This is a genomic window from Roseibium sp. LAB1 (genome assembly GCF_054658235.1).
This window is the reverse complement of record NZ_BAAGIB010000002.1, coordinates 1,409,156-1,422,403: the sequence shown is the minus strand read 5'-3', so window position 1 is coordinate 1,422,403 and position 13,248 is coordinate 1,409,156. Positions and strand designations below refer to the sequence as shown.

The window sequence follows — 13,248 nt, the reverse complement described above, 5'->3', positions numbered from 1 at the left end:
AATTCCGGTGCTTTTTTGCACCTTCCGTGGAATGCCATGTTTCGCCGCGCCCGGTGCAATCTGTCACCTCCGGCAAATGACGTAGCCCGCAAGGGACATTTGTCGTGGCAAATCAACCTCAAAGTGTGATCTAGATTGTACCGGCAGTGATGTGTTGAACAGCCATACAAGAGATTACGATGTTGATCCGCAATGCAGAACCGAAGGACGTTCCGGCAATTCTGGTGCTCTATAATCAGGCAGTGCGCGAGACGACGGCTGCCTGGACCAGCCGCGAGGAAACGCTGGACGACAGGCTGACCTGGTTCGAAGGCCGCGTGAGGCAGGATCTGCCGGTTCTGGTGGCGGTTGACCACGACGACACGGTGCTCGGTTTTGCCAGCTTCGGGCCGTTCCGGCCGCGCGAAGGCTATCGCCTGACGGCGGAACACTCCGTCTACGTGGACCCGGCGATGCAACGGCGCGGCATCGGCCGTGCGCTTCTGGAACGGCTGATGGACATAGCCGCCGACAAGAAATTGCATGTGCTGGTCGGCGTGGTCGACGGCGACAACGCCGCCTCCATAGCCCTTCACGAGAAACTCGGCTTTCATGTCGCCGGACGCCTGCCGGAAGCCGGCACGAAGTTCGGCCGCTGGCTGGATCTGGTCTTCGTGGCCAGGGTTCTGGGTCCGATGCAATCGCCGGACGCCTGATATCATCCCACCGGTCAGGTGACTGTCGGGCAGCATGTTGTTCCGGTCTGCAGGCCGGGCATCAACATCTGGAAGGCAGGCGCCGGTGTCAGCACCACTGCTTCCTGCCGCAGCCTGCCGACGTCAATTTGCGGTCAGCACCGAACGGCAGTCGTTCGGCAGGGCGGCCAGCGCCATGGGACGTTTCTTGACAACCTTGGGAGGTTCGCCCGGTTTGGGTGGGTTTTTCGGCACCCAGGGCTCGTCGGACAGCCAATAGGCAAGGTTGGCGCCACAGCCGTCGCCGGGCGGCGGCGGGTTCTGGTCCTTGCAGCCGGCACTGCCGCGCGGGCAGGATAGGCGGACGTGAAAGTGATAGTGATGGCCCCACCACGGCCGCACCTTGCGCAGCCAGGACCGGTCGCGGCCCTTCTCGAAGTCGCACAGGGCTTTCTTGATCGTCGGGCTGACGAAGATGCGTGCGACGCGCTTGTCGGACGCCGCGCGCCTGATCAGCCGGGCATGTTTGTCGGACCATTTCTTCGGATCGACCCGCCGGTCCGCCCCCTTGATGTCCATCGGACCGATCAGCATCGAAATCGCGGAAATCTCTTCCCGTTCCTGGGCGGTCAGACGCCGGTTCGGCATTTCCGTCAGCCAGATATCGGCATCGAGGCCGATCTGGTGGCTGGCATGTCCGGAGGTCATCGGCCCGCCGCGGGGCTGCGCGATGTCTCCCACAAGCAGACCGTTCCAACCTGCCTTGGGCGCGTCGTTCGCCAGGTCCTTGAGATAGTCGATCAGGACGGGGTGGCCCCAATTGCGGTTTCGCGACAGGCGCATCGCCTGCCAGGTCGGCCCGTCCGTCGGCAGTTCCGCACCACCCGCAAGACACCCTTTGGCGTAGGAGCCGATCGAGCGGGCTTTCAGATGGGCAGGACCGGTGACTGCACCGAAATAATCGCGGGCGGGCTGGTCCCCATAAAGCACCAGCTTCGGCTTGTTCGCGACATAACCGTCCGGTACGTCGCGTTTCCTGGCCGGAATAGGCACGCCGGCAACCAGTTCGACAGTCGGTGAGTAGGCCTCTGAAGCGGGATCGGCAGGCTTGGCCGCCGGCACCGGCGCGGCCGAGGCAATCATGCAGGAAACCTGCAAGGCTGCTGCAAATGCCATGAGGCCGGACACCGAAAGGGTCCAGCCTGTTCGCTTGCCTGTTCTCCCCGTCCTCACCTTGAAACCTCGTGCGCCAGTCTGGGTGTCTGGCCGTCGTCGCTCTGCTGCTGCGACGGCCACCTCATTCCTCAGGCAGCATGCACCAAATCGGGTGTCTCCGCATCCGATTCGCGATTATCCACATGGGCGGCGATCATGTCGGCGAACGCGTCCAGGAAAACGGTGTTGTCCCGGATCACCCTGTCCGCCGCGCCGTTCAGCGTGATGATGTTGCCGGGGCGGGCGTTGTCGATGTCTTCTGCTTCCGCCGGAAGGACTGCATCGAGCCTGTGATAGGTTACATTCGGCAGTTCGGCGAAAAGCTGCCGTGCCTGGTCGCAAGTCGTCTGGCTTTGAGCGTCGGCCAGGATCGACATCAGGGGCGCACCCTTGGACGGCTGCAACCAGCCCAGAGCGCCCCAGCCGACGGCATCCTTGTAGAGGAAAGGCCGTTCCGGCGCCCGTCCCGTACCAAGCGACAGGATGACGATTTCGTCGTCGCCCCAACCGAGATCGCGAGCCTCCAGATAAGCCGCGACAGTCGGATCCTTCATGAAGACCGTTCCATCGATCAAGGCTTCCTCGCGACGGCGGCTGAGGTTTTCAACGCGTGCCGGCTCGAAATAGGAGGGAGTGGCGGTCGTCGCGCGCACTGCCTGCCAGAAGTAATAGTCGTCAGGTCGGCCGCTGCTGGCTTCCTGCCCGTTGGTCAGGAAAACGGCCTTGCGCTGTTCCAGGTCGTATGCGGTCAGCAAGAGATGCGTCAGGCCGCTGGCTATGGATGTCCAGCCGAAGCGTTCCTTCAGAAGTTTTTCCAGCGGACGCGGATCGTAAGTCTCGTCAAACAGGCCGAGCGAACTGGTGACGGTGCGTGCCAGCCGTGCGGAGATCGAAGATTTGAAGATGTCGCGCGCGTCGCGCTCGAAGAAGCTGCGGAGTTCGTCGATCGTCGCCGCCGGGGCACCGGCGGAGCCGCCCGGGCGAGGGGCGGACAGACCGGCGGCAATCAGGCCACCGGTGGAAGAACCGGCCATCAGGTCAAAAATCTGGTGCAGCGGCGCGGAGACGCCGCGCTGGCTCAAACGGCTTTCAAGAGTTTCGAGCAGCCGAAGCGGAATGAGGCCGCGAATACCGCCGCCGTCAATGGAAAGAATAAAACGTTTTTTCTGGGCCATGGGGTTCCCCGGGATCGTCGCAATGGAAGGCGCTACATCTCTCCGCGAAGACGGGAGACGCTTTTTGCTTACCCCAAGAATGTTGTCATCAAATGCGACACTGCAATGGCAAAGCGGAAAACAGGCGGACGATTTTTCGAAATTGGCGATCAAGAAGTTAAACCGGTCCGGTTAATCTGCGAAAACTCTGTACAGATCGTCCGGCCCCGGCCTCAGGATGCATTCGCCAGGAAGCCGCAGATGGTATCAACCAGCACCTCGGGACACTCCCTGTGAGGGATGTGGCCCGTATCGGGCAGCACAACCTTTTGCCCGCCCGTGCTCCGGGCAATGTGTTCCGGATGGCGCGGAGAGCCGTATTCGTCGAGTGCGCCGTGGATGGCAATTGTGCTGCAGCGGACATCGGCAAGGGCGTCGTCGAGCGACCAATCGGCAAAGGCGGGCGAAAGCCATGATTCCGTCCAGGCATTCAGAACCCAGCGCGCTTTTGCACCGTGATAGCGGGTCAGCCTGTCGAAGGCGTCCGGCTCGGCAAAGGCGACGCGGGCTTCTCTGACACCTTCCAGAGTGCGGTCCTCGATAAGGGCCTGGGCCGCAATCGTGATCAGGGCTGCGACCTTGTCCGGATGCTGTGCGGCGGTGTGCACCGCCATGCCGCCGCCGACGCTGTGCCCGCAGGCGATGAAGCGATCAAGCCCCAATTGGTCGCACAGAGCGGGCACGACAGTTCTGCCTTCGTCGGCAATGAAACTGGGTGGCAGGATGTCGCTGCGGGCCGAGGACTGACCGAAACCGGGCCTGTCATAGGCGATGACGGTGCGTCCGCAGGCAAGGGCAAGGCGTTCTGGAAAATCGCGCCAAAGAGCGATGCAGCCAAGAGAATCATGAAACAGAAGCACCGGCAGCTTGCCGGGCAAACGGTCTTCAGGTGTCCAGATACGAACGTGAACGGTGCTGCTGCCGACCGGGACGGCGCGTGTTTCAACATGGACGGTGCCGGACAAGAGAGCGGTCAACGTGTATTGCCTTTCCATAAAGGGTGTAGCGCTGTGCCTTCAGGCGGCGGGGCAGACGATGTGCCATTTCTGTGCGCGCGGTGTTGCGTCGAGGCTTATCGCAGGCTGTGGGCCTGCAACAAGCCTCTCTTTTCGAACTATTGCGTCTTGGCTCTTTATCCCGTGCAGCCTTTCGGACTAGGATCGTGCCGATTTTCCAACCTTCACAGGAAGTTCCATGAATATCGATCTGCTTCGCCGTCTTTGCGAAACGCCGGGTGTTCCGGGTCACGAACACCGGGTCCGCGACTTGATTCAGGCGGAAATCAAGGGTTTGTTCGACGAGATCACCGTCGACCCGATGGGCTCGCTGCTTTGCCGCCGGGACAGCCGCAAGTCCTCCAAGAAAGGAACCCCGAAGAAGGTCATGCTGCTGTGCCACATGGATGAGATCGGCTTCCTGGTCTCCCATGTCACGGACAAGGGCTTTGTGCATGTGCAGCCGGTCGGCGGCTTCGATGCGCGTAACCTGTTCTCCCGCCGCGTGCTGGTGTCTACCGACGAAGGTGACTTCAAGGGCGTGATGAACCCGGGTGGCAAGCCGATCCATATTTCCTCGCCGGAAGAGCGCAAGAAGGTGCCGGAACCCAAGGAATTCGTCATCGACATGGGCCTTGGCGAAAAGACCAAGGAGATCGTCAAGGTTGGCGACATGGTCACCATGGACGAGCCGCTGATCGAGATCGGCGACAAGGTCGTCTCCAAGGCGCTCGACAACCGCATCGCCTGCTGGCTTGGAATCGAAGCGATCAGAGGCCTTGGCAAGGCCAAGCATGATTGCGAAATTCACGTCGCTTTCACCTGTCAGGAAGAAGTCGGCCTGCGCGGCGCGCGGACAGCGTCTTTCGCCATAGCACCCGACATCGGGTTTGGCATCGACACCACGCTTGCCTGCGACACGCCGGGTGTTCCCGAGCAGGACCGCACCACGGTGCAGGGCGAAGGCTTCGGTCTGCATGTCAAGGATTCCAGCTTCATTGCGGACCGGGACCTGGTGAAGGAAATCGAAGCCATTGCGGTCAAGGAAAAGATCCCGTTCCAGCGCACAATGCTGGCCGCCGGTGGTCAGGACGGCGCTGCGGCCCAGCAGGCGGCCGCCGGTGCCAAGGCGATCGGCATCGTCGTCGGCACCCGCTACATCCACACGGTCACCGAAATGATCGACAAGGGCGACCTTCAGGCCGCGCTCGACATCATTGTTGCCTATCTGAAAAAGGCATAAGGCACTGAAAAAGGGGAGCTTCGGCTTCCCTTTTTGTTTCTGACCGGGCGTTACGAAGTCCTTGGGTTGGAACCACGGTTGACCCTCCGTGGCGTGTCACCCCGGTTTGTCGCATCAGCTGCAAGACCGCATTCAGTACAGGCTTTTCCGGCCGTATTTAGAGGCCAATCAACCCCTCAAGATGCGGGAAAACGCGTGGAAGCGTGTCCCTTCAGGCCGTCAGCCCAAGAAGATTGGACACCTGGTCGCCGGTGCCGGCATAAAGCTCGCTGACGGCAGCGCTCTGATAGCTGAAGGAGCCGTTGTCGAATTCGCCCTCGATCGAGGAGGCGTTCGCGGAGCGGACGGAGAGCCCGGTTTCACTGTCGTAGGACACCCGCTCGAAGGATACGAATTGCGCAGAAACGGTCTCGCCGCCGATTTCAGCTTCGATGGTGGTCGTGGAAATGGTCGCGCTTTCATAGGCCACATTGGCCGAAGCGCCACTTTCCTCTTCACCAAGAGCCGCCTTCAGCTTGCCGGCGGTCTTCTGATAGTCCTCGACAGTCGCAAGCGCGCCGTCTTTTTCGTCGTCGTCCTTGCCCTTGCCTTTTTCAACCGCATCCTGAAGAGCGGCGATCACGACCGCATCGTCCTCGGCCTGTTTGCTGGCAGCTTCCAGAACGCTGACTGCAGGGGATTTGTCATGCCCGTTGCGCTGGCCGATCTCGTGGCCATAGGCGTTGCCCTTGGGATCGTTCTTCTGGCCTTCCGCGCCGCCATTCGAAAAGGAAGCCGAAAAAAGGCTTGTGCTTTGCGTGGTGGTTTCGATGGAAATCTGCATGGCTTCGGATCCCGGCTCGTCCGGCCCTTCCTGGTCCGGTACAGTTGCAGAAATCATCCCGCAAAACCGTTAACAGGCCATTAACCAATAGGTGGACCGGCGTCAGGCCGATTTTACCGGGTCAAACGCCTTTTCCAGAAACCGTCCTCCCAGCACCATGCCGCGTTCGTCGATGGAGTGCCCAAGCCCGGGCAACAGGTGCAGGCTGGAGGTGACGCCGGCATCCGAAAGGGCCTGGTGAGCCGCTTCCGCATGATAGCAGGCAACAACATCATCTTCCTTGCCGTGGATGATCAGCGCCGGGCTCTGCGTGTTGATCCGGTCCAGTCGGCTGGCCCCTGGCAACAGTCCGGAATATCCGATCAGCGCAGCCGGGGAGCGCCTGCCGCGCAAACCGCACTGAAAGGTCATCATCGCACCCTGGCTGAAGCCGACCAGTGCCAGTGATCTGTCGTCGAGGTCGAGGCGGGCCAGTTCGTCGTCCAGAAAACGCTCGAGCACCGGCTGGGCTGCCTGCGCTCCGAGGCGATACTCGTTCAGGTCGCGTTCTTCAAGCGCAAACCATTGCCGCCCACCAAGCGCTTCAAAGGGAAGATGCTCGGGTGCATTCGGCGCGACAAAGGCGGCGTCCGGAAGCTGTACCTGCCAGGCGCGACCCAGATCGATCAGATCGGGACCGTCGGCTCCGTAGCCATGCAGGATCACCACCAGTTGACGGGCGGGATTGCCTGAGGCGGGGGCTAGACGGGGACCGTCAAGAAGAGGTGGGAAAGTGCCTGTCACGAGGATGGAACCTGATTATTCGGCTGGTGTCTTCCGGTCGGCCGTTCCGGAGGGAGACGGCAACCGTTCCTGAAGACGCATGAAGGGAAGGGCGATCAGCATGGCGGCGAGGATAAGGACGCCGGCCAGTGCGAACGGAGCACCCGGAAAGGAAATCGAAGCTTCCGGGCCTGAGAACGTGGCAAAGACCTGGGTCATCACCAGGGGGCTCACGACCATGGAAAGGCCGGCTGCACTGGCGATCAGCCCCTGCAGTTCGCCCTGGGCATTGTCAGGTACGCGGACCGACATCAGGCCGGTGAAGGCGGGAGTTGCCATCGCGCCGAGTGCTGCAAAGGAGATCAGCAGGTAGGCCATCCAGCCGGTGCTGGCGACGGCAAGCCCGGCGAAGGCAACGAGATTGGCGGCCAAGCCGATGAGGAGTGTCCGGCCCGGGCCGAGCTTTGGTTCAAGGACGCGGATCAGGTACCCCTGCACGAAGGCAAATCCGACACCGACGGCGGCCAACGACAGACCGATGTCACCGGGGCTCCAGGCAAACACTTCCTCGGCGTAGTAGCTCCAGACGGACGGATAAACGTAGTGGGCAATGTCGAACAGAAAGATGGCCAGAAGCAGCGTGCGCACTGCCGGGTAGACAGCGATCTGTTTCAGTGCGCCGAACGGATTGGCCCGTTTCCAGTCGAAGGTTCTCCTGTTTTCATTCTTCAGTGTTTCCGGAAGCATGAAATAGCCGAACAGGAAATTGACGAAGGACAGGCCGGCGGCTGCATAAAAGGGCGCGCGTGGCCCGTATTCTCCCAGAAAACCGCCGATCATCGGCCCGAGCACGAAGCCGACGCCAAATCCCGCCCCCACAAGTCCGAAGTTCTTCGCCCTGTCCTCCTTAGAGGACACATCGGCTATGAAGGCCGATGCTGCTGAAAAGGTCGCTCCGGCAACCCCCGACAGAGTTCTGCCGACGAACAGCACAGCCAGATGCCAGGACAGCGCCATGATCAGGTAATCGACAGCCATGGCGAACATGGACACAAGCAGAACCGGACGGCGGCCGAAACGGTCGGAAAGGTTGCCGAGGGTCGGACCGAAGGCGAACTGCATCAGCGCATAGACGACGCTGAGCGCGCCACCCCAGCGGGCGGCCTCGCTCACGGGCAGGGAAGTGAGTTCGGTCAGTAGCGAAGGCATGACCGGCATCATCAGGCCGATGCCCATGGAGTTGAGCACCAGCGTAACCAGGATGAACCCGAGCGCACTGCGTTTGGAGATACCGGACCGCAAGCCTTTTCCCGCCAATTCCGTCAACAGAAGGTGGCTGTGATCTTATCCGATTACTCGGCGGCCACCAGTGCCGGCTGCTCCCAGTTGCCTTTTTCGATTTCGGCAATCTGCTTGTCGATCTGGGCAACGACGAACCGCGAGAACGGCCCCAGGTGTACATAGAGCGCCAGCATCATCATCACCGGCTTGATGGCCCGGAAATTGGTGAAAGCGGTCTTGATCAGTGTCTTCCAGAACGGTCCGCGATAGGTGGTTTCCTTGAAGGTCATCGCCAGGATCAGGCGGCCAAACAACCTGATGTCATGAAAGAAGCCTGCTCCGAAAATCGATCCGTTGGCGCCGCTCATGTCGAGCATGGAGGCAACCTTCTGGACGCGGCGGAAATAGGCTTCCGGCCCATAGACCTGATCAATGACTTTCTTGAAGTCTTCCAGGATCTGGGCGCGGGGCCGCTTGGTGGTGAAGTTGAGGCCTGCGGTACACTGGTCGCCATGTTCCGTGTCCGGATCGTCCGTGGCGAAATCCGCGTGCAGGCGGCCTTCCTTGGCAAGCCGACGCGTGAGCTGCGTGTTGGGCAGGGCATAGAGCAGGCCAGTCATGGCGACAGGAATGGCGGCTTCCTCGATCAGGGCCGAGATCTCGTCGGCCACCTTGTCGCTTTCCTCGTCGAAGCCGACAATGAAGCCGGCCAGAACGAAGATGCCGGCATCGTAGATCTTGTGGACGCTTTTCGCGATGTCGCGGCGGGTGTTCTGCTTCTTGCGAGTCGCCACCAGGACCTCGGGGTCGGGGCTTTCGATACCGATGAAGACCGAGAAATATCCGGCCTTCTGCATCATTTTCAGAAGCGCTTCGTCGTCGGCAAGGTTCAGGGAGGCTTCGGTCGACATTTCGAACGGATACTTCCGTTCCATCTGCCATTTCGCCAGCTCGGGCAGGAAGCCCTTCACAGCCTTCTTGTTGCCGATCAGGTTGTCGTCGACGAAATCGACGTGGCCCCGGTAGCCAAGTTCGTACAGGCGGTCGAGTTCGGCCAGCATCTGGTCATTGGTCTTGGTACGCGGCACGCGGCCATAAAGCTCAATGATGTCGCAGAATTCGCAGGTGAACGGGCAGCCGCGCGAATACTGCACGCCGATCTGGACATAATCGTCGAACTTCAGGAGATCGAACCGCGGAACAGGGCTGGAGGAGACGTCGGCCTTGAATTTCTCGGCCGAGAAACGTCCGTTGCGGACCCCTTCCTGCCAGGCTTCGACAAAGGTGCTGAGAATGCCTTCGGCTTCTCCAAGCACCAGAAAATCGGCCGCTTCATAAACTTCCGGAGAGGAGGTCGCGTCCGGGCCGCCGACCACCACGGGAACATTCTTTTCTTGCGAGCGGCGGATGACGGCAAGGCAATCGGCCTGCTGAGGCAACATGCCGCCAGTCATCACCATGTCGGCCCAGGCGAGGTCGTCATTCGTCAGCGGGCCGGTATTGCGGTCGATAAGCCGGACATTCCAGGTGTCGGGCAACATTGCCGCAACGGTGATCAGGCCGAGAGGAGGGGCGGGATATTTTGCGCCGACCATTTCGCAGGTTGCGCCATAGTTCCAGAATGAACCGGCATTGAAGCGCGGATACACCAGCAGAACATTGCATTCCGACATTAATGGTCCCTCCAAACGGACACTCGTTCCCAACGGCGACACCGTAGCAACTTTACGCCCCGGCACAACCGCATTAAACAGCTTTCGTGGCTTCCCGCCCATACAGCCTGTCACTGCGAACTGGCGTCGGGCTTTCGCAGGCGGAAGATCAAACCGTGGACTTCGTTGCCAAGCTCCTGGCGCAGCACCACAGGTTTCTCGGTTTCGTAAATCAGCCCGGCCATCTCCGCCGTACGCTTGAGATAGGCGGGAGTGTGGGCATACCGTCCCGTCGGGTCGACCCGGTAATCGGGGCCGGACGGGTCATCGAGGTGCTCCACGCTGGCTATCAGGACACCGCCCGGCTGCAATGCTCCGGCGAGTGCGTTCATGAAAGGCTGCAGATCGCCGATGTAGCACAGGGTATCGACGCAAACGCCCAGGTCGAACCGGGTCGGCAGATCGGATGTCAGAAACCCGACAAGCTCACCTTCGACCAGAAAATCGAACACGTTCAGCGCAGCCGCCTTGCGCAGCATCCCGGGCGACAGATCGATGCCTGTGAGCTTGACGCAATGCTCACGGATCAAGGGCCCGCAAAGGCCCGTGCCGCAACCAAGATCGACCACATCCTGAAACTGGACCTGCCGTGTATCGGCCAGCGCCGCGACTTCAGCAGCAACCAGTTCCGGCGCACGGTAGCCCAGGTTCGTCAACACCTCGTCGAAGCTTTCGGAGAAATTGTCGAAATGGTCTTTGACATAGTCTTCAGGGGCGTGATCCATGGTGTCGCCGCGCACGGCCGCCAGCTGATACAGGGCAACCTTGTTGTCCGGATCGGCGGCGGCGACACTCTCCAGGTGCTCGATGGCGCGGTCCTTGCGACCGAGAGAACACAGGACGCGCGCGTGCCAGACCGGGTCCGACCAGACCTCCGCCCCGAACTCCAGGCAGCGTTCCAGGGCATCGGCTGCTTCGTGTCGGCGTCCGGCCAGCATCAAGGAAAGGCCGTAATTGTGCCAGGCATTCGGATTGTCCGGATCCAGCCGGACGATTTCCGTCAGGATCGGCAAGAGGTCGTCGTTGTTTTTAGCGCCCTCCAGCATGACGGTGATGTTGCTCCAGGCGTCCTGATGCCGCGGTTCGATCTCCACCGCGCGGACATAGGCCTCAAGGGCTTCGTCGGACTTGCCTTCGAGTTTCAGGATATTGCCGAGATTGTTGTATGCGGCCGCATTGCGGTTGTTGTTTTCCAGAGACTTGCGGATCAGGACGATCGCATTGTCCGCCTTGCCCGCATCGAAATGAAGAAGACCGAGGAAATGCAGCCCGTCGGCATGGTCCGGATCGGTCGTCAGGACATCCTTGTAGGCCGCCAGGGCCGCCTCCAGATTGCCGCTCCGGTGAGCGGTTATCCCTTCCTGCAGCCTGGCATCGAGTTCCATGAACGTCTCCGAAAAAAATTGCGCAATAAAAAAGGGCGGTCGAACCGCCCTTGTACCCGGTAATGACCTGTAAGTGACCTTACAGGACTTTCAGGTCTTCAGCCACCATCTGACCGCGGCGCCACTCCAGATCGAAAGCCACGAGTTGGCCTTCCTTTAGAGTGTCAATACCGGAACGGCGAAGGGCCGAAATGTCGACAAGGATGTCCTCGCCGTCTTGCGGTTCGATCGTGCCGATACCTCGGCGATTATCGAACCATTTCACGTTTCCATGCAGCATGGAGTCTTCTTTCTAATTCTTGTCATCTTGGCATACGACGGCTTCCATAGCTGCCTTTTTCAACGCCTTGATGACAGTGTTGATGATAATACTAAAGTACTTTTCAGACCCTGCTCGGAACTGGACATCGACGCGCGCAGTCTTTTCGCGACTGCCTCACCTCAAGATGCCGTTCCATTTGGCGGGGGTCTGGTCGCCCGGCTAAAAGTCCCGGGCTTTTCCATAGTGTCTATTAGTATGGTAATGAAATTGTTAATTACAAGACCTGCTCAGTGATCGAGCTTTCCCAGAACAACATATCTGAGGATGTCGACGACTTGTTCGGACGTCTCGGCAACCGCAAGTGCAGCTGCGTCAACTTCCTTGAGCGGATGTGTCAGCGACGGGTCGTGAACGACAATCAGTGATTTTCCGAGAGCGGCGGCGTAGCCGGCATCGAAAGCCGCGTTCCACTGCTTGTACTTGTCGCCGAAACGAACCACGACGATGTCGGCCTTTTCCAGCAGCGTACGCGTCCGGATGGCGTTTACCTTCGCGCCCTTGTGGTCGTACCAGAATTTGTTGTCCTCACCGCCCAGTATGGCGGCTCCGCAATCGTCGCTGGCATCGTGGTCGGTGACCGGAGACGAAAATTCCACCGGCAGCCCATGTGCCGCGGCACCTTCCATGATCCTGTCCCGCCAGTCGGTATGGATTTCGCCGGACAAGTAGACGCGCCAGGTGGTCATAAGGTTCTCCCATGCAAGCTTTTGATTATGTGACGAAACTTCTCGCCTTGTTTTGACAGGAAACTGGAGGCTGAGCCCGGCAACGTCAACCCCTGCGTTCATTTGCCCCTTGGCGCAGGCATCTGGAAGACTCGACAAGCCTGCACAAAAACTGAAGGGTATGCTGCCGCAAAGCTGAAATTGCGGCCCGTAATTTCAAGGAGTTCATTCATGTCTGCACTTTTGCTCGGAGACGAGGCACCGGATTTCGAAGCCGACAGCACGGATGGTCCGGTCCATTTTCACGAGGCGATCGAAGGATCCTGGGCGGTTCTGTTTTCCCACCCGAAAGATTTTACGCCGGTCTGCACCACCGAACTGGGTATGACCGCCAAGCTCAAGGACAAGTTCGAGGCTCGCGGCGTCAAGGTCTTCGGCGTTTCGGTGGATCCTATCGAGGATCACCGGGCCTGGGTTGGCGATATCGCCGACACGCAAGGCGTTGCCCTGAACTTCCCGCTGATTGCCGATCCGGACCGCAAGGTGGCGACCGCATACGGCATGATCCATCCGAATGCCAATGACACACTGACCGTAAGGTCGCTGTTCGTCATCGGACCGGACAAGAAGATCAAGCTGAAGATTGAATACCCGGCCTCCACGGGCCGCAACTTCGATGAGGTCATCCGCGTGATCGACAGCTTGCAGCTGACGTCTGCTCACAAGGTGGCCACCCCGGCAAACTGGGTGTCCGGCGAGGACGTCATCATCGTCCCGGCGGTGAGTGACGAAGAGGCGAAGGAAAAATTCCCCGAAGGCTGGAAAACCCTGAAGCCTTATCTGCGTGTCGTGCCGCAGCCCAAATAACGGCTGAAAAAAACGGATGAAATGGCTGGTGGCGCATGAAAAAGGCGCCGCCGCCTCATGGTTTGGTCAGGACAGGGAACTGTGACGGGA

Annotated in this window: 13 protein-coding genes; 3 read left to right on the top strand and 10 right to left on the bottom strand. The window is 60.1% G+C overall.

Features of this window, described 5'->3' with window-relative positions; genetic code table 11:
- Positions 1 to 179 precede the first annotated feature (179 nt).
- The gene (locus ACYQ54_RS16475) at positions 180 to 695 is read left to right on the top strand and encodes an N-acetyltransferase family protein (protein WP_460084122.1); all 516 of its coding nucleotides are present in this window, start codon (positions 180 to 182) and stop codon (positions 693 to 695) included.
- Positions 696 to 818: 123 nt separating this feature from the next.
- On the opposite strand, the gene mepA is transcribed toward ACYQ54_RS16475, so the two are convergent.
- The 3 genes from mepA to ACYQ54_RS16460 all read right to left on the bottom strand — a co-directional run bounded on the left by mepA (position 819) and on the right by ACYQ54_RS16460 (position 4,080).
- The gene (gene mepA / locus ACYQ54_RS16470) at positions 819 to 1,850 is read right to left on the bottom strand and encodes a penicillin-insensitive murein endopeptidase (RefSeq protein WP_460084120.1); all 1,032 of its coding nucleotides are present in this window, start codon (positions 1,848 to 1,850) and stop codon (positions 819 to 821) included.
- A gap of 128 nt (positions 1,851 to 1,978) precedes the next feature.
- The gene (locus tag ACYQ54_RS16465; RefSeq protein WP_460084118.1) at positions 1,979 to 3,064 is read right to left on the bottom strand and encodes a patatin-like phospholipase family protein; all 1,086 of its coding nucleotides are present in this window, start codon (positions 3,062 to 3,064) and stop codon (positions 1,979 to 1,981) included.
- A 212-nt stretch (positions 3,065 to 3,276) separates the two neighbouring features.
- Complete coding sequence (locus ACYQ54_RS16460) at positions 3,277 to 4,080, bottom strand: alpha/beta fold hydrolase (protein WP_460084116.1); 804 nt, start codon at positions 4,078 to 4,080, stop codon at positions 3,277 to 3,279.
- Between the two features lie 217 nt (positions 4,081 to 4,297).
- On the opposite strand from ACYQ54_RS16460, the gene ACYQ54_RS16455 reads away from it, so the two are divergent.
- Positions 4,298 to 5,341 carry a M42 family metallopeptidase gene (locus tag ACYQ54_RS16455; RefSeq protein WP_460084114.1) on the top strand — a complete coding sequence of 348 codons (1,044 nt, stop codon included), beginning with the start codon at positions 4,298 to 4,300 and terminating at the stop codon, positions 5,339 to 5,341.
- A 211-nt stretch (positions 5,342 to 5,552) separates the two neighbouring features.
- Here the strand turns inward: ACYQ54_RS16455 and ACYQ54_RS16450 are convergent, their stop codons facing one another.
- From ACYQ54_RS16450 to ACYQ54_RS16420, 7 genes are all read right to left on the bottom strand, one after another.
- Positions 5,553 to 6,221: a hypothetical protein gene (locus tag ACYQ54_RS16450; RefSeq protein ID WP_460084112.1), complete on the bottom strand. Its 669-nt coding sequence runs from the start codon at positions 6,219 to 6,221 to the stop codon at positions 5,553 to 5,555.
- A 45-nt stretch (positions 6,222 to 6,266) separates the two neighbouring features.
- On the bottom strand, positions 6,267 to 6,947 hold the full coding sequence (locus tag ACYQ54_RS16445) for an alpha/beta hydrolase (protein WP_460084110.1): 681 nt from the start codon (positions 6,945 to 6,947) through the stop codon (positions 6,267 to 6,269).
- Between the two features lie 15 nt (positions 6,948 to 6,962).
- Positions 6,963 to 8,228: a TCR/Tet family MFS transporter gene (locus ACYQ54_RS16440; protein WP_460084109.1), complete on the bottom strand. Its 1,266-nt coding sequence runs from the start codon at positions 8,226 to 8,228 to the stop codon at positions 6,963 to 6,965.
- A 50-nt stretch (positions 8,229 to 8,278) separates the two neighbouring features.
- Positions 8,279 to 9,880, bottom strand: coding sequence for a B12-binding domain-containing radical SAM protein (locus ACYQ54_RS16435; RefSeq protein WP_460084107.1), 1,602 nt, complete (start codon positions 9,878 to 9,880; stop codon positions 8,279 to 8,281).
- Positions 9,881 to 9,990: 110 nt separating this feature from the next.
- Positions 9,991 to 11,304 (bottom strand): tetratricopeptide repeat protein, encoded by a 1,314-nt coding sequence (locus tag ACYQ54_RS16430; protein ID WP_460084105.1) that lies wholly within the window; start codon positions 11,302 to 11,304, stop codon positions 9,991 to 9,993.
- 79 nt (positions 11,305 to 11,383) lie between these two features.
- Positions 11,384 to 11,584: a cold-shock protein gene (locus ACYQ54_RS16425; RefSeq protein ID WP_460084103.1), complete on the bottom strand. Its 201-nt coding sequence runs from the start codon at positions 11,582 to 11,584 to the stop codon at positions 11,384 to 11,386.
- A 269-nt stretch (positions 11,585 to 11,853) separates the two neighbouring features.
- Complete coding sequence (locus tag ACYQ54_RS16420; RefSeq protein ID WP_460084101.1) at positions 11,854 to 12,312, bottom strand: YtoQ family protein; 459 nt, start codon at positions 12,310 to 12,312, stop codon at positions 11,854 to 11,856.
- Positions 12,313 to 12,522: 210 nt separating this feature from the next.
- Here ACYQ54_RS16420 and ACYQ54_RS16415 point away from each other — a divergent pair, with 210 nt between their 5' ends.
- A complete protein-coding gene (locus tag ACYQ54_RS16415; RefSeq protein ID WP_460084099.1) occupies positions 12,523 to 13,158 on the top strand; it encodes a peroxiredoxin in 636 nt (211 codons plus the stop codon).
- Positions 13,159 to 13,248: the final 90 nt, after the last annotated feature.

Excerpts from the sequence above, each read along its gene's own strand:
- ACYQ54_RS16425 (WP_460084103.1), bottom strand. The coding sequence starts at position 11,584 with ATGCTGCATGGAAACGTGAAATGGTTCGATAATCGCCGAGGTATCGGC.
- ACYQ54_RS16465 (WP_460084118.1), bottom strand. The coding sequence starts at position 3,064 with ATGGCCCAGAAAAAACGTTTTATTCTTTCCATTGACGGCGGCGGTATT.
- ACYQ54_RS16415 (WP_460084099.1), top strand. The coding sequence starts at position 12,523 with ATGTCTGCACTTTTGCTCGGAGACGAGGCACCGGATTTCGAAGCCGAC.
- ACYQ54_RS16430 (WP_460084105.1), bottom strand. The coding sequence starts at position 11,304 with ATGGAACTCGATGCCAGGCTGCAGGAAGGGATAACCGCTCACCGGAGC.
- ACYQ54_RS16455 (WP_460084114.1), top strand. The coding sequence starts at position 4,298 with ATGAATATCGATCTGCTTCGCCGTCTTTGCGAAACGCCGGGTGTTCCG.
- mepA (WP_460084120.1), bottom strand. The coding sequence starts at position 1,850 with ATGGCATTTGCAGCAGCCTTGCAGGTTTCCTGCATGATTGCCTCGGCC.
- ACYQ54_RS16435 (WP_460084107.1), bottom strand. The coding sequence starts at position 9,880 with ATGTCGGAATGCAATGTTCTGCTGGTGTATCCGCGCTTCAATGCCGGT.
- ACYQ54_RS16475 (WP_460084122.1), top strand. The coding sequence starts at position 180 with ATGTTGATCCGCAATGCAGAACCGAAGGACGTTCCGGCAATTCTGGTG.
- ACYQ54_RS16450 (WP_460084112.1), bottom strand. The coding sequence starts at position 6,221 with ATGATTTCTGCAACTGTACCGGACCAGGAAGGGCCGGACGAGCCGGGA.
- ACYQ54_RS16420 (WP_460084101.1), bottom strand. The coding sequence starts at position 12,312 with ATGACCACCTGGCGCGTCTACTTGTCCGGCGAAATCCATACCGACTGG.